The sequence below is a fragment of the Klebsiella sp. K4 genome, assembly GCF_014596785.2.
GTDB lineage: Bacteria > Pseudomonadota > Gammaproteobacteria > Enterobacterales > Enterobacteriaceae > Klebsiella > Klebsiella pneumoniae.
Genome location: NZ_CP115021.1, coordinates 1817880 through 1842989 on the forward strand (window position 1 = coordinate 1817880; position 25110 = coordinate 1842989).

21 protein-coding genes, 5 tRNA genes and 2 pseudogenes are annotated in these 25110 nt (G+C 57.7%); 15 read left to right on the forward strand and 13 right to left on the reverse strand.

Annotated elements, in window-relative coordinates:
• The first annotated feature begins 32 nt into the window (after positions 1 to 32).
• Positions 33 to 365, forward strand: coding sequence for a DUF1971 domain-containing protein (locus tag IB144_RS08895; RefSeq protein ID WP_002911866.1), 333 nt, complete (start codon positions 33 to 35; stop codon positions 363 to 365).
• A gap of 6 nt (positions 366 to 371) precedes the next feature.
• Positions 372 to 707 carry a DUF1869 domain-containing protein gene (locus tag IB144_RS08900; protein WP_002911862.1) on the forward strand — a complete coding sequence of 112 codons (336 nt, stop codon included), beginning with the start codon at positions 372 to 374 and terminating at the stop codon, positions 705 to 707.
• Between the two features lie 5 nt (positions 708 to 712).
• On the opposite strand, the gene IB144_RS08905 is transcribed toward IB144_RS08900, so the two are convergent.
• Positions 713 to 1627 carry a LysR substrate-binding domain-containing protein gene (locus IB144_RS08905; protein WP_002911860.1) on the reverse strand — a complete coding sequence of 305 codons (915 nt, stop codon included), beginning with the start codon at positions 1625 to 1627 and terminating at the stop codon, positions 713 to 715.
• A gap of 131 nt (positions 1628 to 1758) precedes the next feature.
• Here IB144_RS08905 and IB144_RS08910 point away from each other — a divergent pair, with 131 nt between their 5' ends.
• From IB144_RS08910 to IB144_RS08920, 3 genes are all read left to right on the forward strand, one after another.
• Positions 1759 to 2334: a hypothetical protein gene (locus tag IB144_RS08910; RefSeq protein WP_004175291.1), complete on the forward strand. Its 576-nt coding sequence runs from the start codon at positions 1759 to 1761 to the stop codon at positions 2332 to 2334.
• 192 nt (positions 2335 to 2526) lie between these two features.
• Complete coding sequence (locus IB144_RS08915) at positions 2527 to 3363, forward strand: alpha/beta hydrolase (protein WP_004180471.1); 837 nt, start codon at positions 2527 to 2529, stop codon at positions 3361 to 3363.
• A gap of 206 nt (positions 3364 to 3569) precedes the next feature.
• Positions 3570 to 4541, forward strand: coding sequence for a sensor domain-containing diguanylate cyclase (locus tag IB144_RS08920; RefSeq protein WP_002911798.1), 972 nt, complete (start codon positions 3570 to 3572; stop codon positions 4539 to 4541).
• On the opposite strand, the gene IB144_RS08925 is transcribed toward IB144_RS08920, so the two are convergent.
• On the reverse strand, positions 4538 to 5641 hold the full coding sequence (locus IB144_RS08925; RefSeq protein WP_065888423.1) for an AarF/UbiB family protein: 1104 nt from the start codon (positions 5639 to 5641) through the stop codon (positions 4538 to 4540). The two genes, IB144_RS08920 and IB144_RS08925, sit on opposite strands and share 4 nt — an antisense overlap.
• A gap of 153 nt (positions 5642 to 5794) precedes the next feature.
• Here IB144_RS08925 and IB144_RS08930 point away from each other — a divergent pair.
• Positions 5795 to 5869: pseudogene (locus tag IB144_RS08930) on the forward strand (type II toxin-antitoxin system PemK/MazF family toxin); the annotation flags it as partial.
• Positions 5870 to 5922: 53 nt separating this feature from the next.
• Here the strand turns inward: IB144_RS08930 and IB144_RS08935 are convergent.
• Positions 5923 to 5998 (reverse strand) — tRNA-Asn (locus IB144_RS08935).
• 192 nt (positions 5999 to 6190) lie between these two features.
• On the opposite strand from IB144_RS08935, the gene IB144_RS08940 reads away from it, so the two are divergent.
• Positions 6191 to 7627 carry an EmmdR/YeeO family multidrug/toxin efflux MATE transporter gene (locus IB144_RS08940; RefSeq protein WP_004151469.1) on the forward strand — a complete coding sequence of 479 codons (1437 nt, stop codon included), beginning with the start codon at positions 6191 to 6193 and terminating at the stop codon, positions 7625 to 7627.
• A 128-nt stretch (positions 7628 to 7755) separates the two neighbouring features.
• A tRNA-Asn gene (locus IB144_RS08945) sits at positions 7756 to 7831 on the forward strand.
• A 161-nt stretch (positions 7832 to 7992) separates the two neighbouring features.
• On the opposite strand, the gene IB144_RS08950 is transcribed toward IB144_RS08945, so the two are convergent.
• Together IB144_RS08950 and pmrD are read right to left on the reverse strand one after the other, a co-directional pair.
• Entirely contained in the window at positions 7993 to 9447 is a 1455-nt protein-coding gene (locus tag IB144_RS08950) for an AMP nucleosidase (protein WP_004148975.1), read from the reverse strand.
• Between the two features lie 129 nt (positions 9448 to 9576).
• Positions 9577 to 9822: a signal transduction protein PmrD gene (gene pmrD / locus IB144_RS08955; protein ID WP_004141189.1), complete on the reverse strand. Its 246-nt coding sequence runs from the start codon at positions 9820 to 9822 to the stop codon at positions 9577 to 9579.
• 272 nt (positions 9823 to 10094) lie between these two features.
• Between pmrD and IB144_RS08960 the strand changes: the two genes are divergently transcribed.
• A complete protein-coding gene (locus IB144_RS08960; protein ID WP_065888422.1) occupies positions 10095 to 11717 on the forward strand; it encodes an alpha/beta hydrolase in 1623 nt (540 codons plus the stop codon).
• Here IB144_RS08960 and IB144_RS08965 read toward each other — a convergent pair.
• The 3 genes and pseudogenes from IB144_RS08965 to IB144_RS08975 form a co-directional block, all read right to left on the reverse strand.
• Entirely contained in the window at positions 11628 to 12560 is a 933-nt protein-coding gene (locus IB144_RS08965; RefSeq protein WP_023316153.1) for a nucleoside recognition domain-containing protein, read from the reverse strand. The genes IB144_RS08960 and IB144_RS08965 overlap by 90 nt on opposite strands.
• A 120-nt stretch (positions 12561 to 12680) precedes the next feature.
• Positions 12681 to 13643, reverse strand: coding sequence for an MDR family oxidoreductase (locus IB144_RS08970; RefSeq protein ID WP_223168794.1), 963 nt, complete (start codon positions 13641 to 13643; stop codon positions 12681 to 12683).
• Positions 13534 to 14359, reverse strand: a pseudogene (locus IB144_RS08975) (TetR/AcrR family transcriptional regulator). Before IB144_RS08975 ends, IB144_RS08970 begins: the two are co-directional and overlap by 110 nt.
• 590 nt (positions 14360 to 14949) lie before the next feature.
• Here IB144_RS08975 and IB144_RS08980 point away from each other — a divergent pair.
• Complete coding sequence (locus tag IB144_RS08980; RefSeq protein WP_004148971.1) at positions 14950 to 16584, forward strand: Na+/H+ antiporter; 1635 nt, start codon at positions 14950 to 14952, stop codon at positions 16582 to 16584.
• A gap of 93 nt (positions 16585 to 16677) precedes the next feature.
• Here IB144_RS08980 and IB144_RS08985 read toward each other — a convergent pair.
• Positions 16678 to 16753 (reverse strand) — tRNA-Asn (locus IB144_RS08985).
• Positions 16754 to 17083: 330 nt separating this feature from the next.
• On the opposite strand from IB144_RS08985, the gene nac reads away from it, so the two are divergent.
• From nac to ldtA, 3 genes are all read left to right on the forward strand, one after another.
• A complete protein-coding gene (gene nac / locus IB144_RS08990; RefSeq protein WP_002911729.1) occupies positions 17084 to 18001 on the forward strand; it encodes a nitrogen assimilation transcriptional regulator NAC in 918 nt (305 codons plus the stop codon).
• Between the two features lie 106 nt (positions 18002 to 18107).
• Positions 18108 to 19058 carry an HTH-type transcriptional regulator Cbl gene (gene cbl, locus IB144_RS08995; RefSeq protein WP_004180456.1) on the forward strand — a complete coding sequence of 317 codons (951 nt, stop codon included), beginning with the start codon at positions 18108 to 18110 and terminating at the stop codon, positions 19056 to 19058.
• 78 nt (positions 19059 to 19136) lie between these two features.
• Positions 19137 to 20078: a L,D-transpeptidase gene (ldtA, locus tag IB144_RS09000; protein WP_023287796.1), complete on the forward strand. Its 942-nt coding sequence runs from the start codon at positions 19137 to 19139 to the stop codon at positions 20076 to 20078.
• A gap of 378 nt (positions 20079 to 20456) precedes the next feature.
• Here the strand turns inward: ldtA and IB144_RS09005 are convergent, their stop codons facing one another.
• The gene (locus tag IB144_RS09005; protein ID WP_004141160.1) at positions 20457 to 21377 is read right to left on the reverse strand and encodes a LysR family transcriptional regulator; all 921 of its coding nucleotides are present in this window, start codon (positions 21375 to 21377) and stop codon (positions 20457 to 20459) included.
• A 140-nt stretch (positions 21378 to 21517) separates the two neighbouring features.
• Here IB144_RS09005 and IB144_RS09010 point away from each other — a divergent pair, with 140 nt between their 5' ends.
• Entirely contained in the window at positions 21518 to 21907 is a 390-nt protein-coding gene (locus IB144_RS09010; protein ID WP_002911718.1) for a RidA family protein, read from the forward strand.
• A gap of 489 nt (positions 21908 to 22396) precedes the next feature.
• On the opposite strand, the gene IB144_RS09015 is transcribed toward IB144_RS09010, so the two are convergent.
• Positions 22397 to 22472: transfer RNA gene (locus IB144_RS09015), tRNA-Asn, on the reverse strand.
• 100 nt (positions 22473 to 22572) lie between these two features.
• Complete coding sequence (gene mtfA, locus IB144_RS09020; RefSeq protein ID WP_188006546.1) at positions 22573 to 23373, reverse strand: DgsA anti-repressor MtfA; 801 nt, start codon at positions 23371 to 23373, stop codon at positions 22573 to 22575.
• Positions 23374 to 23463: 90 nt separating this feature from the next.
• On the opposite strand from mtfA, the gene IB144_RS09025 reads away from it, so the two are divergent.
• Positions 23464 to 23553, forward strand: a tRNA-Ser gene (locus IB144_RS09025).
• Positions 23554 to 23825: 272 nt separating this feature from the next.
• On the opposite strand, the gene ompC is transcribed toward IB144_RS09025, so the two are convergent.
• The gene (gene ompC / locus IB144_RS09030) at positions 23826 to 24971 is read right to left on the reverse strand and encodes a porin OmpC (RefSeq protein WP_002911596.1); all 1146 of its coding nucleotides are present in this window, start codon (positions 24969 to 24971) and stop codon (positions 23826 to 23828) included.
• Positions 24972 to 25110 lie beyond the last annotated feature (139 nt).

Sequence of the window (25110 nt, forward strand, 5' to 3'; positions counted from 1 at the left end):
TCGCGTTTGAGACGGTAAAGTGAGGCACAATTATGCAGCGAATCATTATTCCCACCCATTACGTTCACACCCGCAGCACGCCGCTGTGGACCAAAGAGACCGCCCCGGCCTCTATCTGGCGCCGCCATCTGGATGCCGGCACCCGGCAGGGCGTCTACCCTCGTCTCTCGGTGATGCAGGGGGCGATCCGCTATCTCGGCTATGCCGATGAAACCAGCCCCGAGCCCGTTGAAACCCTGACTATTGAAGCCGGCCAGTTTGGCGTCTTTCCGCCGGAGAAGTGGCACTGTATTGAGGCCCTCTCAGAGGACACGGTTTTTAATGTCGACTTTTATGTTGATCCAAAAATTCTCATCGAGGGATAACAAGAGATGACCAGTGAAAATAAAGGTTATACCTTAGCGCTAGAGAATGGCCGACTTCACCAGAAGCAGGAAAAAATATTTCTCAAACCAATGGTGTTGTATATTCCACAGCAGGCGGTGGAGGCCGTTAATGACCTGCTGAGCAAGTTGCCGGACGACAGGGAAGAGGGGGAGTTTCTGTTGACGGTCACCAATAATAATAACGGCGTCTCGGTTGATAAAACCTTTTCCTCGCTGGCGGCGCTGCGCGACCCACTCACCGCGGCTGATGCGGTGAAGGATCTGATCAATATCGTTCGCGGCTACGAGTCCGATGAAGAGACCAACGTCTGCGGCTGGTAAGCCCGCTATCCCGCAGTCGGATGGCCGCCGTCGCCCGACGCCATCTGACTGAGCAGCCACTCCCGCAGAGCGATAATATCCGCCCGCTGCGCTACCGCTTCGGTAGTGACCAGGTAGTAGCGGGCGCCAGGCAATGCGTTGCTGAACGGCGCGGACAATACGCCGCGCTGCAGCAGATCCCGCGCCAGCAGTTCGCTGGCGATCACCACTCCCTGACCGGCCACCGCCGCCTGTAGGGCATGGGTTTCATCGCTAAAGGTTAACCCCGCATCAATATTCAGCGTCGGCGGTCCATAGCGCCGACGCCAGTTCTCCCAGCTCGGCGAATCAGCTGGCACGCGCCGGTTGGCAACGTGAAACAGTGTCACCCGCTGCAGATCTTCAGGCCGGCTGAGGCCCAGAGTCGGGCTGGCGACCACGATAAAGCGATCTTCATACAGCAGCGTGCAGTACAGGTCCGGCTCCGGCGTTTCACGATAGCGAATCGCGGCGTCTACCGTGCCCAGATGCAGATCCACTCGTTCGACGCTGGTGTGTAGCCGCAGGTCGATAGCCGGAAAGCGGGCGGTGAAATCCGCCAGCCGCGGCACCAGCCAGTGGGTGAGAAAATTGGAGGTGGTGGTGACGGTTAAGGATGGCGGCTGACGGGCATGAGCGATCTGGACGACGGCCTGTTCCAGGGCGCTAAAGGCGCGTTGGGTGGCGGCGTAAAGGATCTCGCCATCAGCGGTCAGACTGACGCCCTGCGCGCTGCGTTCGCAGACCCGGCACTCCAGCACCGACTCCAGCAGTTTAATCTGATGGCTGACCGCCGTCGCGCTGACGCCGAGCGCCTCGGCGGCCTGTTTAAAACTGCGGTGGCGGGCGACGGCATGAAAAGCGCGTAGCGCCCCCAGCGGCGGCAGACGGGGCGGTCTCATGGCTGAGTTTTTCTCATCTATGGCTGAAAACTATGCGTTTGTGTAAGGCAATATAGTGGCGATAGGCTACGGGCATGTAAAGACAATGACATGAATTAAATTCATGCAGCTTCGCCTGTCAGGAGTCAACTATGCACGTTGTAAGCCGCTACACCGCCGCGGAAGCCGCGGCAACGATCGACCCCCGCGGCCGCGCTATCGCCCTTAGCGTGGTCATCGCCGCCGGGGCCTTGCTGTTAATCATGCCCCCGGTTATCGGGGTGACCGGCACGCTGAGTCTGCTGACGGCGCTGATTGCGGCCTTTGGCGTCGGGTGGGGATTCACTCGCGGACAATCCTGGCTTTATCGCTCACCCCTGGCGGCGACGCGCTGGGCCTTTCTGCTGTCAGCGGCCGGCTGGCTGTTGGCGCTGGTGGCCTGGTATGGCGGGCAGGACTGGCCGGCACTGCTGCCGGGCGTGGCGTGCGGTGGGGCGGGAGCGGCTGTCGCCTGGCGCATTGCGGCGGGTAGGACGGCGCTGCCGGGGATGCGGGTCAGCGGCGCCACGGTGCTGAGCGTAGCTATCGCCATCGCGGCGACGCTGCTGACCTGGCATACTGCGGGAGGAGGACGCCATGGCGTCTGCTTTGCCTTCGCCGTGCTGCTTGACTGGGCGCTGCTCGGCGCGCTGATGGTGCGGATCCGCCAGCAGGAGAGTGCGGCCTGATACCAGACGCGGTCTGGTCCAGGATCGGCGAATCAAGCGAGACAGGGTAAGTTGTCCCGCCCGGCGTTAAATATCTTCTACACTGTTACAGGCATCACATTCCTGTGCGGTCGGCACTCCTGCCGGCCGCCGTCGGCCTTCAGCCCAGGCACGGGCCTGCGGGCTGGTTATCCTGAAAGAGGAGTCTGTAATATGGCATTTGTCACCACCCAAGACGGCGTCAACATTTACTTTAAAGACTGGGGACCAAAGGAAGCTCAGCCGATTGTTTTTCATCACGGCTGGCCGTTAAGCGCTGACGACTGGGATAACCAGATGTTATTTTTCCTTGCCGAAGGGTTCCGGGTCATCGCTATTGATCGTCGGGGTCATGGCCGCTCCGATCAGGTTAGCGAGGGGCACGATATGGACCATTACGCGGCGGACGTTTCGGCGGTGGTGGAACATCTGGATCTGCACAATGCGGTCCACGTCGGGCACTCCACTGGCGGCGGCCAGGTCGCCCGCTACGTCGCCCGCTACGGCCAGCCGCAGGGGCGGGTGGCGAAGGCGGTGTTAATTAGCGCCGTCCCGCCGCTAATGGTGAAAACCGAGCAGAATCCGGGCGGGACGCCGATCGAGGTGTTTGACGGTTTCCGCAAAGCGCTGGCGGCGAACCGCGCCCAGTTCTATCTCGACGTCGCCTCTGGCCCGTTCTATGGCTTCAATCGTGATGGAGCAGAGATATCCCAGGGGACGATCCAGAACTGGTGGCGACAGGGGATGATCGGCAGCGCTAAAGCCCATTATGAAGGCATTAAGGCGTTTTCAGAGACCGACCAGACGGAAGACCTTAAGTCGATCACTTTGCCGGTGCTGGTGATGCAGGGAGATGACGACCAGGTGGTGCCCTATAAAAATGCGGCCATCCTGCAGGACAAGCTGCTGCCGAACAGCCAGCTGAAAATTTATCCTGGCTTCCCGCACGGGATGCACACCTCCCACGCCGATACCATCAACGCCGATCTGCTGGCGTTTATCCGCGCCTGATCTGCCCTCTTTGCCGGGCAGAGTGCCGTTAATGGCATTCCGCCAGCGCCCTGGGCGCCAGTCGCCTGGGGCGCGCCGGTTGACGTGCAGAGGAAATCTGCTTAACTCATGGGGTACCTGACGACTATTTTCCCCTCGCAGGATAAAACGCCGGGTTTCTCTGCGGAAACCCGGCGGAATTCTGCGCAAGAGACAAGTGAGAGACAATGAAATTAGCCGGACTTCATCCCGACGAGCAGCGTCGCCTGCAATCGCTACGCTCTTCCGGGCTGTTGAATAGCGGAAAAGAAGAACGCTTCGATCGCCTGACCAGGCTTGCCCGTTCGCTGTATAACCTGCCGGTGGCGTCCATCAGTCTGGTGGGGGAAGATCTCCTGCATATCAAATCCTGTGCCGGTCTCGATGTGGACACGGTGCCGAGAGATATTTCATTTTGCGCCCATACCATTCTGCAAACCGACCCGCTTATCGTCAACGACATGCAGCAGGACGAGCGCTTTCACGATAACCCGCTGGTCATTGAGGCGCCGTTTATCCGCTTTTACGCCGGGTATCCGGTGCAACTGCCGGATGGCGCGACCGTCGGGTCGTTCTGCCTGATGGATCACCAGCCGCGATCGTTTTCCGCCCATGAAATGCAGATCTTAAGCGATCTGGCGGCGATCGTGGAGGATGAGTTCAAGGTGCTGGATGCGGCAACCTCGGATGAGCTGACGGGACTGTTTAATCGCCGGGGATTCCTCACCCTGGCAGAGTATGCCCTGCTGACGGCCCAGCGCCGCCATGAGCCGGTGAGCCTGGCGTTTGTCGACCTCGATCGCTTCAAGCACATCAATGATACCTGGGGGCATGAAGAGGGCGATCGCGCGCTGATCGCCATCGCCGACTTGATGAAAGCGGCCTTCCGCGAGTCCGATATCCTCGCGAGGCAGGGTGGGGACGAATTTATCATTCTGTTCGCCAATACCAGCCGCCACGATGCCGCGACGGCGATGGAGACGCTCAGCCACAACGTGGCGCGTTTCAACCAGCAGGCGGCCAATCCCTGGCAGCTGGCGTTCTCCTGGGGCTGCGTCGAATATGATCCCGCCAGCCATCCCAGTCTCAACGCGCTGGTGGCCACCGCTGACCGCCTGATGTACCAGGCGAAGCAGAAGCAGGGACGCGAGCGCCGTTAATCCTTTGCGGCGGTGGCCTTCAACAGGTACTGCTGCGCCTGCTGCCGCTTCTGCGCATAGCTGCTGAGCAGCGCCTGCTGCGATTTCCCTTCGTTATCGTAAAACAGGCCGCCTTCGTTGGCGATAAAGCGATAATGCTGTTCCAGCTGGTTTATCACCCAGTCAATGCGTTGCAGGGTGAGTAAGGTACAGGACTGACCATGCAGGTCGTCTTCAATATCCAGCACATGTGAGCGAAAGGCCTCTACGGCAAACAGCCGGCTCAGCGCGGCAGGGTCCGCCAGCGCCGACTCCCAGCGCGCCGTCAACTGCTGAAAGTGAGCCAGCACCTGCGGGTCAGCGCGCCGGGCGCGAAGCCAGACGAGCTTCCGGCGGTAGCTTTCGACCGCCAGCCGCTTCATCTCGCGATAGTGCGCCAGCTGCTGTTCGGCGCCAGGGATCCGGGTCATCAGCCAGCTAAAAAAAAAGCGAGTCTCAAAACGTTCGACAAAGTGGAACAGCGGGTCGGCCAGACCATTGCTGTTGAATTCTCTCAGCGGGTCGAAGGGATACATATAGCCAAAATCGAACAGCCATAGCTGCTCCTGCCGGTCCACCAGCAGATTCCCGCTACAGAGATCCCACTCCATCAGCCCCTGTTCTTCGCAGGCTTCCAGAGTAGTAAATAGCTGGGCGATCAGCGGCGGGGTCAACTGGTGTATCGGCTCGCCGTCGATCCAGGGGGAGAGCAGGATGCCGAGGCGATAATCGGCATACAGCGTTGGGACGATGTGGGTGAAGCGCGGCGCGGTGACCGGGTCATCCTTCAGCTGTTGCAATGCCTGCCGACGCTGTACCTCATTTAAAAACGACAGCTGGCCGTTGAGGTTGGCAACGCCGGCGACGGCGCGACGTTTCTTTAAATTGTACTCCTTGCCGGCGATGCGCAGACGATAAACCTCGCCGGTCAGGCCTGAGCCGTATACTTGCACCACATAGGGGGAATCGGGGCCCAGTGCGGCGAGGGTCTCGGGCGGCAGCGGGCAGTGGCTGACGTTGCCAACGATAAGAGGTTCTCCGCTGCGATCGAACGCCTGCTGTTGCTGTTGTCTGAGGTTCATGATGCCTCCGGGTATAACGTTAGACAGAGTGGATAATCCACGCTATCTCACCCGCAAACGATAGTGAATTCATCCTACTGGCAGGCGCTTTTTCAGGCTGAGCTGGGGTGCGTTCACGGAGGACACGCGGGGCGTAGGGAGGCGGTAGGGAAAGGCAAGCGTCTGGAACGCATACCTGACGTCGTTGTCAACGAGGTGCTTGCCAGGCTGGATGCGATGCTGAGTTAACGTCAGCGACGCAAAAAAGCAAAAAGCCTGCTCGAAAGCAGGCTTCTTAAATTTGGCTCCTCTGACTGGACTCGAACCAGTGACATACGGATTAACAGTCCGCCGTTCTACCGACTGAACTACAGAGGAATCGTGTGGAGTCGTATCTTAGCGGCGAAAAAACTTTTGTCAAACATCAATTCGCCTGTTCAGGTGCAACTGCCGCTTCCATCGACAATTTGTTGTCATTTCCGACAATTATTACGGAAAATACTTTGCAGGATATCCATTTCTCAATCATCATTTGAAATGTTGTTTCAACATCTCTCACTAAGGTCTCTCTTGAACGTCACCTCCGCCGTACGCCAGGCTGTCGAACGGACATCCTGGTTTAAAAAACGTCAGCGTTATCGTGTGCTGTACTGGCGCGAAATCAGCCCTCTCGCTGTGCCCATTCTGCTGGAAAATGCCTGTGTGCTGCTGATGGGGGTGTTGAGCACCTTCCTTGTCAGCTGGCTGGGAAAAGAGGCCATGGCCGGTGTGGGGCTGGCCGATAGCTTTAACATGGTCATCATGTCCTTCTTTGCCGCCATCGACCTGGGCACCACGGTGGTGGTGGCCTTTAGCCTCGGCAAGCGCGATCGGCGGCGGGCGAGGGCGGCCGCGCGCCAGTCGCTGGCCATTATGACCCTGTTTTCCATTTTGCTGGCGGGGGTGATCCATGCCTTTGGCCAGGAGATTATTGATTTTGTCGCCGGCGATGCCACCGCCCAGGTCAAGGACCTGGCGCTGACCTATCTGGAACTGACGGCGCTGAGCTACCCGGCGGCGGCGATTGCGCTGATCGGCAGCGGGGCGCTGCGCGGCGCCGGCACCACCAAAATCCCGCTGCTGATCAACGGCGGGATGAATATCCTCAATATCTTAATCAGCAGCGTGCTCATCTACGGCATCTTCTCCTGGCCGGGGCTGGGGTTTGTCGGCGCCGGGCTTGGGCTGACCATTGCCCGCTATATTGGCGCGATAGCCACGATCTGGGTGCTGATGGTGGGCCTCAATCCGGCGCTGCGGCTGTCGCTGAAGGGTTACTTCAAACCCTTTAACTTCGCCATTATCTGGGAGGTGATGGGGATCGGCATCCCGGCCAGTATCGAATCGGTCCTGTTCAATGGCGGCAAGCTGCTGACCCAGATGTTTGTCGCCGGGATGGGCACCAACGTTATCGCCGGCAACTTTATCGCCTTTTCGGTGGCCTCGCTAATTAACCTGCCGGGCAACGCCCTCGGCTCGGCCTCGACGATCATTACCGGCAAGCGGCTGGGAAAAGGGCAGATTGGTCAGGCTGAATTCCAGGCCTGGCACGTATTTTGGCTGTCGACGATCATTCTGACGCTGATCGCCTGGGGCAGCGCCCCCTTCGCCGGCTTTATCGCCTCGTTCTACACCCATGAAGAAGATGTAAAAGAAGTGGTTAAACAGCTGCTGTGGCTCAACGCCCTATTTATGCCGATCTGGTCGCTGTCGTGGACTTTACCCTGCGCTTTTAAAGGCGCCCGTGACGTACGCTACACCATGTGGGTGTCGATGCTCGGCATGTGGGGCTGCCGGGTGGTGGCGGGCTATACCCTGGGCATCGTGCTGGGGATGGGGGTGATTGGCGTCTGGTTAGGGATGGTGCTCGACTGGGCGGTGCGCGGCGTGCTGTTTTATTTCCGCATGGTGAGCGGCCGCTGGCTGTGGAAATACCCGCGCGTGAAGGCTTCGTCGGAGGAAAGCTGAGCCGTATGCGAGGCTAAACGCCATTTTTTGCGCAAAGTGAAGAATAATTCGGCAAACGATTCATTTTATTGAAAACAGGCTTTGACAGCGCCGGGCGTCATCGATAATATGCGCCCCGTTCACACGATTCCTCTGTAGTTCAGTCGGTAGAACGGCGGACTGTTAATCCGTATGTCACTGGTTCGAGTCCAGTCAGAGGAGCCAAATTTAAGAAGCCTGCTTTCGAGCAGGCTTTTTGCTTTTCTGTCTACCACCTTTCTTCCGTGGACAAACACCGCCGGGTCGTTTGTTTCGCTTATCCGGACGCTGACGCTCCCTGGCGGGTAACGTCAGCGTTTATCTCACGATTCCCACGTCATCGACGATTAACGGAACGGCGGCTCGTTGAAGGTGCGCAGCTTACGCGAGTGCATGTGATCTCCCTCGGCGCGCAGCAGGTCAATCGCCCGGATGCCTATCTGCAGATGCTCGGAGATAGCGCCCTCGTAAAAGCGGTTAGCCTGGCCGGGGAGCTTGATTTCACCGTGCAGCGGCTTGTCCGAGACGCAGAGCAGCGTGCCGTAGGGGACGCGGAAGCGATAGCCCTGTGCGGCGATGGTCGCGCTCTCCATATCGATAGCTACCGCCCGGCTGAGATTAAAGCGCAGCGCCGAAGCGGAATAGCGCAGCTCCCAGTTACGGTCGTCGGTGGTGACCACCGTCCCGGTACGCAGCCGCTGCTTAACCTCTTCGCCGGGCATCCCGCTCACCTGCTTGGTGGCGTCGTAGAGGGCGCGCTGCACTTCGGCAATGCTGGGGATCGGAATATCTGGCGGCAGCACCGCATCCAGTACATGATCGTCACGCAGATAGGCGTGGGCCAGCACATAGTCGCCGATGGCCTGGCTTTCGCGCAGGCCGCCGCAGTGGCCGATCATTAACCAGACGTCCGGCCGCAGTACCGCGAGATGATCGCAGATGGTTTTGGCGTTAGCCGGGCCGACGCCAATGTTAATCAGGGTGATCCCTTTGCCGTCGTGGGTGATCAGATGCCAGGCCGGCATCTGGTGCTTCTTCCACGCCAGATCGGAAATGGCCTGTTCCGGCGCTTCGGTCTCGGCGGTGATCCAGATCCCGCCGGCGCAGGAGAGAGCGATATAGGGGCTGTCGGGATCGAGGATCTGGCTGCAGCCCCAGCTGACGAACTCATCCACGTAGCGGGTATAGTTGGTGAACAGCACGTAGGGCTGGAAGTGTTCCGCCGGCGTGCCGGTGTAGTGACGCAGACGCGCCAGCGAAAAATCGACGCGGCGGGCGTCAAAGTGCGACAGCGGATAGAACTCGGTGGGATGGAACAGGCCATCCGCGGTCTCATCGCCAATTTGTGACAGCTCGGTGGTAGGGAAATAGCGCGTCAGACCGGCGCTCATCGAGCGGTCGAGTGTCAGGGTGGAACCATCTATCACGTAAGGATAGGGGATCTCATGCTGCGACAGCTCGACGCTGATATGCGCGCCATAGTCCTGATACAGCAGGGTCAGCTGTTCCAGCAAATAGTTGCGGAACAGTTTCGGATTCGTAATGGTGGTGGTATAGCAACCGGCATGGGTGAAACGTCCCCAGGCGCGCGTTTTGAGGGCTTTATGATCGGCGCCGTCCCAGGAGACCGACAGCTGCGGATAGACAAAAAGACCTTCCGCGCGGGCTTCGGTATCGGGGAGCGTATTATGGTCGATATAGTCGCCGATGGCTTTGCGTAACGCCGTGACCGAGGCTTCATAGCGCGCTTCCAGCTCGGCAAGCGCTTGTTCCGGGGTCAGACTGGCGGCCTTGATATTCATGATTCGCTCCTTGTTTCAGGTCTGCTGACATTCCCGATAGTATGTCACAGCGGGAAAAGGGCGAAGGAGAATTTATCTGTCAAATGCGATGATACTCAGACCATAACCAGTAAAGGGAGCGGGCTCGTGTTATTTGCCGGCGTTTGTCCAACGCTCGCTGCTATAATGAGTGGCGTTGCGGATCTTCAAAGTTTGCGTCGGATTATTATTCAGACAATAGCGCGCATCGGCCAGCGGAGTGAGTTTATCCCCTTCCCGCAGGCGGAGGCGACAGGCTTCAATCTCTGCGATCATCTCCAGCGCACCGCTCTGAAGCACGACGCGGCAGAGGCTGGCCGAAGCGTTGTCCTGTACTTTTTTTACCCACCACTCCATCTGTTTTTTATCCTCTCATAGCGACATGTGCGTCGATAATTCATGTTTCTTAAAAATCTGACAATAAGATTATCCCCTTGGTTTATGCAGTGTTTAAAAATACGCAACCGATTGTTGATCTGTGCGCTAGGTTTTTTTATGCCGGGGGGCAATGCTCTGCCGGGTTTAATTTGCAGGAAGCGATGACTATGCTGAAAAGCAGTCCGTGAGAATAGCCTGTCAGGAAGAGGGCTGATAAGTCCGGCTACGCAATAAATATAAGAGAGAGCGTCATGAAGCATCTATTTCGACACTGGCGAACGTCGGGCGCCGTTATCGGCTCACTGATGAAAAAAGGGAGCATTGCGGTACTGGCGCTGCTGGTGGTCTTTCTCGCCGGGCGGATCTATGAGTCCCAGCGCGGCCCGGCCCTGCATCGCTGGCATACCTGGAGTGGCAACGAGATGTCGGCCGAAGAGATCGACCAGGCGACCTTTGCCCAGTATCTGGCGCGGGAGAAGACGATTTTCGCCGATCTCCAGCGTGAGGTGACAGAGGCTTTGCCGGAGGAAGATAAAACCCCGGTCAACCGCTTTTATCGTCACAGCCGGGTCTGGCCGGGGCAGTTTAAGCAGGACTGGAACCGTTCTTTTGTGCTGATGCCGCTGGGCAAGCCGCGCGGCAGCGTGGTGCTCCTCCATGGCCTGACCGATTCGCCCTACAGCGTGCGCTATCTGGCGCAACTCTGGCAGCAGCGGGGTTATGTGGCGGTGGTGCCGCGTTTGCCGGGACATGGCACCGCGCCGGGGGCGTTAACGGCGGTTGACTGGGAGACCTGGCTGGCGGCGACGCGTCTGGCTGTACGCGAAGCGACCCGCCTTGCCGGGGCGGACGTGCCGCTGCATCTGGTCGGCTACTCTAACGGCGGCGCGCTGGCGCTCAAGTATGCCCTCGATAGCCTGGAGGATAGCCACCTGCGTCAGCCGCAGCAGATTATTCTGCTGTCGCCGATGATCGGCGTGACCGCGTTTGCCCGTTTCGCCGGCCTCGCCGGGCTACCGTCCGTCTTCCCGGCGTTCGCCCGCGCGGCCTGGCTGAACGTGGCGCCTGAGTTTAATCCGTTCAAGTACAACTCCTTTCCGGTCAAGGCGGCGAGACAATCGTGGTTATTGAGCCAGGCGCTGCAGCAGCAGATTATCCGCGCGGCCCGGCAGGGCGAGCTGAAAGCGCTGCCGCCGATCCTCACCTTTCAGTCGGTGATGGATTCCACGGTCAGCACCCGCGCGGTGGTGGAGTCCATGTATCGCTATCTGCCGGATAACGGCAGCGAGCTGGTGGTGTTCGATATTAACCAGGCGGCGGATCTCCGGGTCCTGTTTCGCCCTGCGCTCTATGCGGCGGTGAATACGCTGCTGCCCCCGGCGCCGCGGGCCTATACCACCACGGTGGTGACCAACGCGACGGCGCACACGCTGCAGACCGTCGCCCGGACCACGCTGGCCGAGGAACGGGAAGAGCATCGTTATCCTTTACACCTGGCCTGGCCGGCGGATATGTACTCTTTGTCGCATGTGGCGGTGCCGTTTCCCCTGAGCGACTCGCTGTATGGTCGCGAGCCGGACGAGAAGAACCGCTACGGCATTAGCCTGGGCACCATTTCACTGCGCGGAGAGACCGGGACGCTGAGCGTGGGGCTGGAGACGTTAATGCGCGTCACCTCCAATCCATTCTTTCCATGGATGATGACGCGCGTCGATGAGCGCATCGTCTGCGGCGAACAGGCGGCGGTGGCGGCCTGCCTGAAAGCGCAGGCCAGAGCAGAGGCATTAAAACAGGATCAGGTGCAGAACGGTACGCAGCAGGATACCGACGATCGCCGCGGGAGCCACGAAGCGGAACAGGCGGACAAACCGTGAGCTGATGCCAAGAAAAATGCCAATACCGGGAAGATCAAAGGTCTGGATCAGTAGACCTGCCGAGGCGTTGACCTGGCCGACGGTGACTTTGCCCTGCTGGATCAGCTCGGAAATGACGCCAAAGTAGGCGGTGCCCCCGGCAACGCACTTCACCAGCGCCGGTAGCACAAAGTTCTGCGGGATGTGCAGCCAGCTGAGAAGCGGCTTCAGCAGCTGCTGCAGCAGGTCGATAGCCCCGGCGCCCTGCAGCAGCCCGACGATGGTTAACGACAGGATCAGCATTGGCACCGCGCCGAGCGCCAGGCGGATGGCGTCGGAGCCGGCGCTGTTAATCACGGCCAGAATTCCCTGACTGTTCTGCTCGGCGTTCGGCAGCGCTTCCGCGCGGGGGTTCTCGGCGACCGATAAGCGCCGTCCGGTGACGTGCCAGGCGACGGCGGCCGCGCACAGGCCGCCGACCAACGAGATAACGATCGAGGCCAGCCAGTGCAGACCAAAAGGGGTAAGAGGATAGAAGACGTTGCCTTGCCCCATGGCGAACACCATGGCCAGCGTGGCGGCCATTTGTCGGTCCGAGACGCCGCGTTTATCCATAATCGACAGCGTGGCGAGCGGGGCGGCAAAGCTGACAAAATTAATCTGGATCAGGGCGAAGGCGCTCATCCCGGTTAAGCCGAAGGGCTTCAGCAGCGGGGCCACCCAGCGAACAATCACATCGAGGATACCGCGGACCTCAAGGTATTTCATGATGATCAGCATGATCACCATGATCGGCAACAGCGTATACAGCGCGACGTCAACGGACGACTTGCCCGCCGCCATAATGATGCTTATGACATCCATTTACTTTTTTTACCACTCGCAGAGCTATTCGTTCGCGTCATCATAATCCCGTGGGGAAGGAAATGATATGCCTTGATCCCTCTCGGGATCCGGCGCCGCACGGGCGCCGGGAGAAGAGGATTACTGGCCGATATTGACCAGCGTCCGACCATGAATATTATTGCTGAGGAAATCTGCGGCATACGCTGGCGCCTGCTCCAGCGTGATTTCAGTGGCCGCCTGCTGGTAGTAGCTCTCCGGCAGAAGCTGGGCCAGACGCTGCCAGACGGCGTCGCGTTCAGCGGTCGGCACCATCACCGAATCCACCCCCTGCAGACGCACATTGCGCAGAATAAACGGCATCACGGTGGTCGGCAGATCGAAACCCCCGGCCAGACCGCAGGCGGCGACGCAGCCGCGATATTGCGTTTGCGCCAGCACTTTGGCCAACACCGGGCCGCCAACGGTATCCACCGCGCCCGCCCACAGCTGTTTCTCCAGCGGACGGGTCTCCGCGAAGTCGCTGCGCGGCAGGATCGTATCGGCGCCCAGCTGGCGAAGGTAATCGTGTGTCGATTCCCGGCCCGATACGGCCGTCACCCGGTAGCCAAGGGCTTTGAGCAACACCACGGCGGTGCTGCCGACCCCGCCGCTGGCGCCGGTGACCAGGATATCCCCGCTATCAGGGGTGACACCCGCACTAACGAGAGCATCAACGCATAGCATCGCGGTAAAGCCGGCGGTGCCGATGATCATTGCCTGGCGCGCGCTGAGCGTCTCCGGCAGAGCAACCAGCCAGTCGCCTTTAACGCAGGCTTCGGTGGCCAGGCCACCCCAGTGGTTTTCGCCCACCCCCCAGCCGGTGAGGATCACGGCCTGGCCGGGAACAAAGCGCGGATCGCGGCTTTCTTTCACCTGACCGGCAAAATCAATGCCCGGCACCATCGGAAACTGACGGATAATTTTGCCTTTGCCGGTGATCGCCAGGGCGTCTTTATAATTGAGACTCGACCAGTCGATGGCGACCCGGACGTCGTCTTCGGCAAGAGCGGGCAGGTCGATATCTTTGACGGTGGCGACGGTGCGGTTGTCGATCTGGTCCAGAACTAATGCTTTCATGACAGAGTATTCCTCGTCGGAAGGGGGTTATCGGCGCTAGCGCCGTCCTGTGCAGGTGTTTTTGTTGTCATACTGTGCGCAAAAAAATCCCAGTACTGGTTAAGCGGTGCGGCAGACTGGACCAGCCTGGCGCGCATCACCGCGCCTTCCCAGCCGATCCAGAACACCTGGGCTAGCGCCTGCGGTGAGGCGTCGCTGGCGATGGCCCCGGCTGCCTGCGCTTCGCGCAGGCAGCGCGCCACGCGCGACTCCCATGCCGCCAGGATAGCCATCAACCGTTGGGGAAACGTCTCGGGTAACAACGGGGCTTCCTGCAGCAGGTTGCCCACCAGGCAGCCGCGGCGAAACTGGAATTTCTCCATTCCCTGACCGGCATGACGCACAAAGGCCGCCATTCGTTCCAGCGGCGGCACGGCGTCGTCCAGCAGGAATTTATCTAATTTATGCGCAAAGAAGTCGCCATAGGCGGCAAGCACGGCGAGGCCAAAAGCCTCTTTGCTTTTAAAGCAATGATAAAACGACCCCTTTGGCACGGCGATATTCTTGATCACCGCATCAATACCCGCCGCGAGATAGCCCGTTTCGGTCAGCACTTCAAGGCCTGAGCGAATCAGCGCCTGACGCGTATCGTCAAACTGGCGATCGACCTTGGGTGGACGGCCGCGGCGGGGCTTCAGGACGGCGGAGGTATCGGGATTCATTATTTAGACCGTGTGGTTTAATTGTTGGTCAGGGTACGCCCAATTCAGGGGGAGGGCAAGCATTGCGCGCAGCGTAAGGCTGGCTGACCAATCATCCTGAACTGGGGGGCGTTAAGAATTATTTATCGCAAATACGTGGTTCGCACTGCCGGCGGGGGCACGAAATATAACTCTGCCGGGTATATTAGACTGGTCATTAATATCCATATTCACAATGTATAATACGGATTAATAATATTGGGAATATATAAACAGCGGAGGGCTGGAGCGGTTGAGTGGTTTTGTCCATGTGAAGAGGCTAATTTGCGAAGTCCCCGGTCGACAGTCCTGTGAGGACTTCTCCCCGGAATGCCGGCCGGCGATGATTTGCAGACGATAGCGGATTGACAAACGCGGCTTGATAAAAGACATTGTCACCCCTGATCCGGCACCGGTTGCCACCTCAGTTTAAATATTATCGCCGGCAGACAATGACGTCTGTCTTAAATTATCGGTGACTGGGTAAATAATCTGTTACCGAAACAACACCTGCGAAAAAGGATTAACAGTCTGATGTACAGAATGAATATTGCCGTCAGAGGAGGGGATGAATGTCGCTAATTGCTATCGTGCTGGTCTTTATCATGGCCATCGTGGTGACCGTGTTCCTGTCCCATCTTCTGCCCGTTAAAGTGCCGCTACCGCTGATCCAAATCGCCGCGGGCGCCGCGCTGGCCGCCAGTGGCTTTCAGGTCGATTTTGACCCGCATATTTTTTTACTGCTGTTTATCCCGCCGCTGCTGTTCCTCGATGGCTGGCGCATCCCCAAAGACGCTTTTTTCCGCGATATGAAGCCGATTTTATCGCTGGCGATAGGCCTGGTGATGGTGACTATTCTCGGTATTGGCCTGTTTATTCACTGGCTGATCCCGGCTATCACCGTGGCGGCAGGGTTCGCCCTCGCGGCTATTCTGTCGCCTACCGATCCGGTGGCGGTATCGGCAATGACCGCCAGCTCGCCGCTTCCCTCAAGGATGGCGCATATTCTCGAAGGGGAGTCGCTGTTAAACGATGCTTCAGGGCTCGTCGCCTTTAATTTCGCCATCGCCGCGGTGCTGACCGGCAGCTTCTCCCCGGGAGACGCGGTGGTGAAATTTTTCCTGATGGCCTTCGGGGGCATCCTCAGTGGCCTCGTGGTGGTGTGGGTCACCGGCAAATGTAATAACTTTCTGGTTCGGCGCACCCGCGAGGAGCCAGCCATCCAGATCCTGATCAGCCTGCTTATCCCTTTCGCCGCCTACCTGCTGGCCGAGGCGTTCCATGTCTCGGGCATTCTTGCCGCCGTCGCCGCCGGCATTGCGATGCATTATGAGCAGCTGTCGGGGCCCCGGCTTCCGGCGACGCGCATGAAAAGCAGCGCGGTATGGTCCATGCTGCAGACCACCCTCAACGGGATGATCTTTCTGATGCTGGGCGAGCAGCTGCCGCGCATGCTCAGGACGCTGCCGGCGGTAGCCAGCCAGGCCGGCGTCTCTTCGCCCTGGTATCTGCTGCTGTACGCCGTGGCCATCACCCTGGCGCTCGGTCTGATGCGCTTCGCCTGGGTATGGCTGTCGATGAAGCTGACAATTTTTCGCCGTAAACGTCGGGGCAAGGCCATCACCGTCCGTCCACGCTTCAGTATCCTCGCCGTCATGGCGCTGGCGGGAGTGAAGGGCTCTGTGACCCTCGCCGGTATTCTGACGCTGCCGGTGGTGCTGGCAGATGGTTCGCCGTTCCCGGGCCGTGAACTACTGATCTTTCTATCGATGGCAGTGATCCTGATGTCGCTGGTGGTGGCGGCTATCGGTCTGCCGTTTATGACCCGTTATCTTGCCGATGATCTACCGCATGACACCGGTAAGGACGACATTGGCGCCGTGATGACCGAGGTGGCCATTAACCGTCTTAACGCGCTACTGGACGAGCCGGTGGAGGATCCCAGTGAGCAGGCCCTGCGGGCCGATGCCGGCAATATGCTGCTCGAAACCTATCAGCGGCGGCTTCACTATAACGACAATGACGAGGGGCAGGATGTCGGGCTGGAGCTGGCTAAGCGTGCCAGGCTGGAGAAATATATGCAACGAGAGGTCATTATCGCCCAGCGTCAGGAACTGTTCCGGCTGCGCCGCGCCCATAACATCAGCGATATCACTTTTTATGAGGTGCTGCGGGAGATAGATCTTAAGGAAGAGAGTTTACGCTAAAGCCGCAATCGCCGGAGGGTGGCCATTCGCCTTCCGGCAGAAGTACCGGCGCTGAAAAGCAAAAAGCCTGCTCGAAAGCAGGCTTTTTAAATTTGGCTCCTCTGACTGGACTCGAACCAGTGACATACGGATTAACAGTCCGCCGTTCTACCGACTGAACTACAGAGGAATCGTGTGAACGGGGCGCATATTAACGATGCCATCCGGCCTTGTCAAAGCCTGATTCAAAGAATTGCGTTCGACTGCTGACAATTTCAGCAATCGCCATCCATGCGCTGTTTTTTTTACCATGTTGCACCGTTGTAGTGCGAATGTACCCCTAATGGGGCATACCACAATCTGCTTACCGGGCAAATAAAAACCGAATTGCTATCACTATCCCTTATAACACTGCCTGCGGCGGGCGACAGCCGAGGAAATGCAAAGCTGGCAAGCAAATTGCAAAAGCCAGTGCATCATACTCCCAGCGTTGACGCTGGCGTTCCTTACAGGAGGCAAAATGAACTTAAGACGACTGAAATATTTTGTGAAAATCGTCGATATCGGCAGTCTGACCCAGGCCGCTGAAGTCTTGCATATCGCCCAACCGGCCCTCAGCCAACAGGTCGCGACTCTGGAAGGTGAAATGGACCAGCAGTTGCTGATACGCACCAAGCGAGGGGTCACGCCAACGGAAGCCGGTAAAATTCTCTACACCCATGCGCGCACTATCCTGCGCCAGTGCGAGCAGGCGCAGCTGGCGGTCAATAACGTCGGCCAGACGCTGCGTGGTCAGGTGTCGATCGGCCTGGCGCCGGGCACCGCGGCTTCCGCCATTACCATGCCGTTGCTGCAAACGGTGCGCAATGAGTTGCCCGAGGTGATGGTCTATCTGCAGGAGAGCAGCGGCACAGCGCTGAATGACAAGCTGCTGGCGGGCCAGCTGGATATGGCGGTGCTCTATGAGCGTTCGCCGGTGGCAGGCATCGTCAGCCAGCCGCTGCTGAAAGAAGACCTTTACCTGGTCGGCACCCGCGACTGCCCGGGGCAGAGCGTGGATCTCACGGCGGTGGCGGAGATGAACCTGTTCCTGCCGCGCGATTACAGCGCAGTGCGGGCGCGGGTCACCGAGGCATTCACCCTGCGTCGTCTGTCGGCGAAAATTATCGGCGAGATCGAATCCATCACCACCCTGACCGCGGCCATCGCCAGCGGCATGGGGGCGACGGTGTTACCGGAATCCGCTGCCCGTTCCCTGTGCGGGGCGGCGAACGGCTGGATGGCGCGGATCAGCACGCCTTCAATGAGCCTGTCGCTGTCGCTGAACATGTCGGCTCGCGGCAGTCTGTCGCCGCAGGCGCAGGCGGTGAAAGAGATCCTGCTGTCTCTGGTGAGCCGCCCATCGCTGGAAAACCGTGAACTGCAGCTGGTCAGTTAGGGTATATTCTCTTAAGGAATAAGTTGCTGGTTTTTATTATTTGTTACCTGGGACAACAGACTTTAACAATAGCAGATACGTTAAGTCCATTGGCCCGGAGGAAAGGGTGAACTTCCAGCAGCTGAAAATTATCCGTGAGGCGGCCCGTCAGGATTACAACCTGACGGAAGTCGCGAATATGCTCTATACCTCGCAGTCAGGCGTCAGTCGCCATATCCGGGAACTGGAAGAGGAGCTGGGGATTGAGATCTTTATCCGCCGCGGCAAACGCCTGTTAGGCATGACCGAGCCGGGTAAAGCGCTGTTATCGATTGCCGAGCGGATCCTCAATGAAGCCAGTAACGTTCGGCGGCTGGCGGATCTCTTCACTAACGATGCGTCAGGCGTCTTAACTATCGCCACCACCCATACTCAGGCGCGCTACAGCCTGCCGCCGGTCATTAAAGCTTTCCGCGAGCTGTTCTCAGATGTTCGCGTCGAGCTGGTGCAGGGTACCCCGCAGGAAATCGAAGCGCTGCTGCATAACGGCGGAGCGGATATCGGCATCGCCAGCGAGCGCCTGAGCAACGATCCGACGCTGGCGGCTTTCCCCTGGTTCCGCTGGCATCACAGCCTGCTGGTGCCGAAGGATCATCCTTTGACGCAGGTTTCCCCCCTGACGCTGGAGGCGATCGCCCGCTGGCCGTTAATCACCTACCGCCAGGGGATCACTGGCCGTTCGCGCATAGATGAGGCGTTCAACCGCAAGGGGTTGATGCCGGATATCGTGCTGAGCGCGCAGGATTCCGATGTGATCAAGACCTACGTGGAGCTGGGGCTGGGCGTCGGGCTGGTCGCCGAGCAGTCCGGTGATGCCCGGGAAGCGGACACCTTTACGCGTCTTGATACCCGCCATCTGTTCGATGCCAATACCGTGTGGTTGGGACTGAAGCGGGGCCAGCTGCAGCGGAATTACGTTTGGCGCTTTATCGAATTGTGCAATGCCGGACTGTCGCTGGATGAGATTAAGCGTCAGGCGATGGAGCCGGAAGAGGCCGCAATCGACTATCAGATTTAAGTCATTGTGGGTCAGCGGATCGAGGCGAGGAAATAACGCTATAATTCACACACGAGAGTCGCGACTGAGGAAGGGAAAATGACGATGCGGCGTGTGAAATTACTCTATACGGCGCTGATGCTGCTTGCCAGCCACGGCGCGCTGGCCGTCAGCTATCCGCTGCCGCCGGAGGGGAGCCGTTTGGTGGGCAGCGCATTTACCATTGCCGTTCCGGACAATAACACCCAGCCGCTGGAAAGTTTTGCCGCCCAGTACGGCCAGGGGTTAAGCAATATGCTGGAAGCCAACCCCGGGGTCGATGTCTATTTGCCACGCTCCGGTTCGACGCTGACTATTCCGCAACAGCTGATCCTGCCCGACACCGTGCGCGAAGGGATCGTGATCAACGTTGCCGAAATGCGTCTCTATTATTACCCGCCGCTGGGCAATAGCGTCGAAGTCCTGCCAATCGGCATTGGTCAGGCGGGACGCGAAACGCCGCGTAACTGGGTGACGGCAGTAGAGCGTAAGCAGGAAGGCCCCACCTGGGTGCCAACCGCCAATACCCGCCGCGAGTATGCGAAAGAGGGCAAAACGCTGCCGGCGATGGTGCCCCCCGGGCCCGATAATCCGATGGGGCTGTATGCGATCTACATCGGCAGGCTCTACGCCATCCACGGTACCAATGCCAACTTTGGTATCGGGCTGCGCGTCAGCCAGGGATGCATCCGCCTGCGCAATGACGATATTAAATTCCTGTTTGATAACGTGCCGGTTGGGACGCGGGTTCAGCTGATCGATCAGCCGGTGAAGTACAGCGTGGAGCCGGACGGCAGTCACTGGCTGGAGGTGCACGAGCCGCTGTCGCGCAACCGCGCGGAGTTTGAATCCGACAGAAAAGTCCCCTTGCCGATGACCTCGGCGCTGCGCGACTTTACCCAGGGGCCGGGAGTGAGCCCTGCCCAGGTCGAGCAGACCCTGCAGCGCCGCTCCGGCATGCCGGTGAATATCAGCGCCACAGCGGCGCAGGGAAGTTTGTAGCGGGTCGTTTAGTCTGATTAACGGCTATTGTAAGAAGGCTCTTTTGCTGACGATGCATTCAACGTTGTTGGGAATAAGGATCGGGAAACCGATCCTTAACTTATCAACAGTGGCTGTGATGGCGTTTTAATGAGGGCGCCAGGAGATGCTCAGGAGGGGATGATAAAGTCTGCAAATATACCTGTGGACTTAATCTTGTTACTGAGGATCTTTTTTTTGGCTGCCATTGTCCATGAAAGCGAAGATCCCCTTTATGATAGCCATTATCCAGAATATAAGACGGATGAGTTCTGCTGAATCCCTATTGTCAAAACACGCCTGACCACAGTCACTACCGCTGAACCCCATCGCCGCTGATAAGCGAATCAGGGGATGGCGTCACTGATTGTTGGCAATGGGGACATGCTGCTCCATCAATTCAACGATCCAGTCAATAAATACGCGCAGCTTGGCGTTGACATGGCGGTTCGGTGGAAACGCCAGGTACAGAGGCATTGGGCTAATCCGCCATTGTGTAAATAATGGAATCAAAGCGCCAACGGCCTGATGCGCTGCCGCCATATAGTTGGGCAGCGCAATCACGCCTAAGCCAACTAACCCAGCTTCGAGGTAAGCATTGCCATCATCCACGGCAAGTACGTAGTTGCCCGTGATTTCAATACGTTCATTCTCACTGCACAGTACCAAAGGATCAATCTTACTGGTGCGTGAGGACAAGAATCCCACTATGCAATGGTCAGTATTTTGCAGCTCGCGCGGGTGTGCGGGAGCGCCAAGGCGTTCCACATAGCTGGGGGCGACGTAGACGCCGATTTGCAAATCGCCGACATGGCGTGCGATTAGGGACTGGTCGGTGATTTGACCACCGCGCAGAACGCAATCCACGTTGTCGCCGATCAGATCCACTACCCGGTCGCTCACACCCATGTCGATCTGGATATCAGGGTAGCGGGCGTGGAAAGCCGGTAGCGCCGGCACCAGAATAAGGCGGGCCAGCGGACTCGGTACATCCACCCGTAGCCGTCCCCTGGGCGTCATCGCCGCACTGGACAGGCTGTTTTCAGCATCCTCCATGTCCGCCAGCAGACGAATGACGCGTTCGTAGTAGACCGCGCCATCGGGAGTCACACCGAGCTTGCGGGTGGTGCGATGGAGCAATCTGACGCGCAGGCGCGATTCCAGCTGCTGAATGAGTTGCGTCACCGTGGTTTTGCTCATATGAAGCGTTTGGGCAGCCTTCGTGAAGCTCCCTGCCTCTACCACTCGAGCAAAGGCGCGCATTGCATCGAAACGATCCATTTCTTATCCTGTCTTTCATCGATTGTTTGGATATTACAAACAATGAGGGACAAAGTCGCTTGTTTATCCGCCCGATCTCGTCGTTGTACAGTGTCTTTACATTCACCGGGCTGATTTCGCCCCACCATAAAGGTACAAACATGACAGCACGCGAAGCCGTTTTTCCCTTCGGTCGTCAGGCGCTCTATGAGCGCAATCGTTATTCACCGGCCATCAAATCCAATGGTTTCTTGTTTGTTTCGGGGCAGGTGGGTAGCCACGAGGATGGTTCGCCTGAGCACGATCTGAAAGCACAGGTCAGGCTGGCGTTCAAGAATCTTAATGCTGTGCTCGCAGCGGCGGGCTGCACGTTTGAGGACGTGGTTGATGTTACCCTCTTTGTCGTCGATCCTGAGTCAAATCTCGACGCTATCTGGAGTATCCTGCCAGAATATTGGGGAGAAGCGCCTTACCCTACGCTGACCGGGATCGGCGTGACGTGGCTTTATGGATTTAAGTTCGAGATTAAGGTTATTGCCAGGCTACCCTAAGCGTTACGGGTCTTTCCGCCAGTGGAAAATGCATTTGGGCAGCCCGCGCTGTCTGTAATGGTAACTGCCGGATCGGGATCGTCTGCTACGCAGCGGCAGACCCAGCGGTTACCGCCGGATCGAAAGTCTGTAGCCATAAGGTTGGGAGCAGCATCGCTGCTTTTCACCTGCGGGGATCACATACGGAACCTTGGACGGTACCTACGGTACGATGCTGCTTATACCCGCTGGCGGAGAGATGTCAGAAGCGGCGGTGTTGCCGATCTTTTTTGGAACCGCGCATTATTGCCTTACACCCAGGTATGGTCCGGCACGGTTAAACCGCCTTTATTTAAGCCTTTGCGGGAGCGTGGGGCTCACGGCCGTTCAGCTTGCCTCATAGCAAGAAAATAGCACCTACACCAGGATAAGATTGCATGCTTGGGGAGCGGAGAGGATCACGGAAAGCAAAAATCCCGCTCAGGTTTCCCTGAGCGGGATTTTTAAATTTGGCTCCTCTGACTGGACTCGAACCAGTGACATACGGATTAACAGTCCGCCGTTCTACCGACTGAACTACAGAGGAATCGTGTGAACGAGGCGCATACTACTGGCCTCGCATTTTTGTGTCAACACTAAAATTAACCTGCTGATTCAAATGGCTAAATTTAGCTCAACACGTTGTTTTAGTGAACAATGCGCCGATCGCCTTCGTCCTGCAGGCCATTCTCACATCTACGCGCCAGCGGATCCTGGCGGTAAAAGTGGCAAAAACGCTGCCACAGGGCCGGGAAGCGAGGCGCGAACAGTTCAGGCGCACTGAAAAAATATTCCGAGAGGACAGCAAAGCACTCTGCGGGATCGGTGGCGGCATAGGCGTCAATACTGGCGGCGCTTTCGCCGACCAGATCTATCTCATCCTGAATGTTGTTCATCGCGGCGTGGAGATCGTGCTCCCAGCCGGCAACTTCACGCAACGGGATAAGCGGCACGCCGCTGGCCCGGTCGCCGTTCCGCGTATCAAGCTTATGCGCCACTTCATGCACCACAAGGTTAAAGCCTGACGCATCAAAAGAGTCTTGAATATCCAGCCAGTTCAGCACTACAGGACCCTGTTGCCAGCTTTGTCCCGACTGTACCACCCGCTGGTTGTGGACCAGACCAATATCATCCTCCCATTCATCATCGACGATGAAAGGGGCAGGGTAGATCAGCACTTCATGGAAGCCATCCAGCCACTCAATGCCCAGCTCAAGCACCGGCAGACAAAAGAGCATAGCAATGCGCGCCTGATGCAGCGGGGTCAGCTCCAGCCCCTGCAATGCCACCAGCCGCTTTTGCTGTAAAAAACGGGCAGCCATCTGCGTGAGCTTGTGCTGCTCAGTGGACGAAAGATGGGCTAAAACCGGAATGGCAAGCGCTTGCTCCCAGGGAATCTCTGCGTTGCCGGACTCATCATCTGCTTTCCAGGGCCATTTAAACATCATATTGCTCGCAAAGTCGTCACTTGAACACAATTACCGAAACGGGAGCTATTAAAATGCCAAAGATCCTGGCATTATAGCAACCATCACAGCGGAGAGATGCCGGAGCGGCTGAACGGACCGGTCTCGAAAACCGGAGTAGGGGCAACTCTACCGGGGGTTCAAATCCCCCTCTCTCCGCCACTTTTCTTGCTCTAACCTTCCCTTCAATAACACCGTTAGCTTCAGGTATAACGCCTGCGCTGGGGTATCACCATCATCATCGTCCTGGTTTCAGCGTAGAGTCGCGGTAGCGCGCTTTATCCTTTTGGCACCTTATCGCCGCTTTTAGCCCGAACGAGCTTAAACGCATCATAAAGAGGGAAGGTACGCCTGGAAAGCGGCAATGTCGAAAAGAGTGATCTCAACGGAGCGGGAACATAAAAAAGCCCGCTGAACGCGGGCTTTGACGGGGATCAGAACTGATAGACCAGGCCGAGGGCGACGATATCATCGGTCGCGATACCGCTGTTTTTGTAGAAGCGGTCGTCTTCATCCAGCAGGTTGATTTTATAATCCACATAGGTGGACATATTTTTGTTGAAGTAGTAGGTCATGCCCACGTCGACATACTTGACCAGATCCTTGTCGCCGTAGCGAGAATAGGCGTAGAGATCTTTACCCTTCGACTGCAGATAGGCCACGGACGGACGCAGCGGTAAATTAAAGTCGTCGAACTGATACTGCGCGACCACTTCGAAGTTCTGCGTTTTGTTGGCAATTCCGCCAAAACTATCGTTGCCATAGAAGGTCATGTTGCGGGTCTCAGCATACATGGCGGCCAGATAGATGTTATTGGCGTCATATTTCGCGCCGACGGTCCAGGCATCGGCTTTATCGCCGTTGGCATAACGCTGGCTGCTACGCGCGGCCGCCAGCTGGTTATGGGTACGGTCAGAAGACGAATACGCTGCCCCGAAGCTGATGCCCATATCGAGATCGTAGTAGCTGGAGATACCAAAACCGTCGCCATTTTCCCGCGCCAGCTTACGTTTCCCACCGTTATTAGTGCCTTCGCCAGAACCGGCGTTTTCATTATTACCCTGATACTGCAGGGCGAAATGCAGGCCGTCGACGAGGCCGAAGAAATCGCTGTTACGGTAGGTGGCCACGCCGTTAGTACGACCGGTCATGTAAACGTCGGTCTGGGTGTAGGTATCGCCGCCGAATTCCGGCAGCATATCGGTCCAGGATTCAATGTCGTAGACCACGCCGTAGTTACGGCCATAGTCCAGCGACCCGCAGTCGGCAAACTTCAGGCCGGCAAAGCCGAGACGGGTCCAGGAATTCGCGCCTTCTTTTTCGCTGGTGTTCGCCTGAATGTTGTATTCCCACTGACCGTAGCCGGTTAACTCGGAAGTAATCTGCGTTTCGCCTTTCAGACCAAAGCGAACATAGGTCTGGTCGCCGTCCTCTGAAGCGTCGTCAGAGAAGTAATGCAGGCCGTCAACTTTCCCGTAGAGGTCCAGTTTATTACCGTTTTTGTTATAGATTTCGGCGGCATTAGCGGCGCTAGCCATTAATAATGCCGGAACCATGAGTGCCAGTACTTTTCTTTTCATTATATATTCCCTTTTAATAATAATTTCTATGAATTATGACAATCCCTCCGGAATGACTATCCGATACTAACGACTAAGTTCATCTTTATTTAAAATAAAATATGTAAATAAATAATGTTAAACATTTCAAAATATTTCT

Bases quoted from the DNA above. Each gene is read 5' to 3' on its own strand.
- IB144_RS08895 (WP_002911866.1), top strand. From the start codon at position 33: ATGCAGCGAATCATTATTCCCACCCATTACGTTCACACCCGCAGCACG.
- IB144_RS08900 (WP_002911862.1), top strand. From the start codon at position 372: ATGACCAGTGAAAATAAAGGTTATACCTTAGCGCTAGAGAATGGCCGA.
- IB144_RS08905 (WP_002911860.1), bottom strand. From the start codon at position 1,627: ATGAGACCGCCCCGTCTGCCGCCGCTGGGGGCGCTACGCGCTTTTCAT.
- IB144_RS08910 (WP_004175291.1), top strand. From the start codon at position 1,759: ATGCACGTTGTAAGCCGCTACACCGCCGCGGAAGCCGCGGCAACGATC.
- IB144_RS08915 (WP_004180471.1), top strand. From the start codon at position 2,527: ATGGCATTTGTCACCACCCAAGACGGCGTCAACATTTACTTTAAAGAC.
- IB144_RS08920 (WP_002911798.1), top strand. From the start codon at position 3,570: ATGAAATTAGCCGGACTTCATCCCGACGAGCAGCGTCGCCTGCAATCG.
- IB144_RS08925 (WP_065888423.1), bottom strand. From the start codon at position 5,641: ATGAACCTCAGACAACAGCAACAGCAGGCGTTCGATCGCAGCGGAGAA.
- IB144_RS08950 (WP_004148975.1), bottom strand. From the start codon at position 9,447: ATGAATATCAAGGCCGCCAGTCTGACCCCGGAACAAGCGCTTGCCGAG.
- pmrD (WP_004141189.1), bottom strand. From the start codon at position 9,822: ATGGAGTGGTGGGTAAAAAAAGTACAGGACAACGCTTCGGCCAGCCTC.
- IB144_RS08960 (WP_065888422.1), top strand. From the start codon at position 10,095: ATGAAGCATCTATTTCGACACTGGCGAACGTCGGGCGCCGTTATCGGC.
- IB144_RS08965 (WP_023316153.1), bottom strand. From the start codon at position 12,560: ATGGATGTCATAAGCATCATTATGGCGGCGGGCAAGTCGTCCGTTGAC.
- IB144_RS08980 (WP_004148971.1), top strand. From the start codon at position 14,950: ATGTCGCTAATTGCTATCGTGCTGGTCTTTATCATGGCCATCGTGGTG.
- nac (WP_002911729.1), top strand. From the start codon at position 17,084: ATGAACTTAAGACGACTGAAATATTTTGTGAAAATCGTCGATATCGGC.
- ldtA (WP_023287796.1), top strand. From the start codon at position 19,137: ATGACGATGCGGCGTGTGAAATTACTCTATACGGCGCTGATGCTGCTT.
- IB144_RS09005 (WP_004141160.1), bottom strand. From the start codon at position 21,377: ATGGATCGTTTCGATGCAATGCGCGCCTTTGCTCGAGTGGTAGAGGCA.
- IB144_RS09010 (WP_002911718.1), top strand. From the start codon at position 21,518: ATGACAGCACGCGAAGCCGTTTTTCCCTTCGGTCGTCAGGCGCTCTAT.
- mtfA (WP_188006546.1), bottom strand. From the start codon at position 23,373: ATGATGTTTAAATGGCCCTGGAAAGCAGATGATGAGTCCGGCAACGCA.
- ompC (WP_002911596.1), bottom strand. From the start codon at position 24,971: ATGAAAAGAAAAGTACTGGCACTCATGGTTCCGGCATTATTAATGGCT.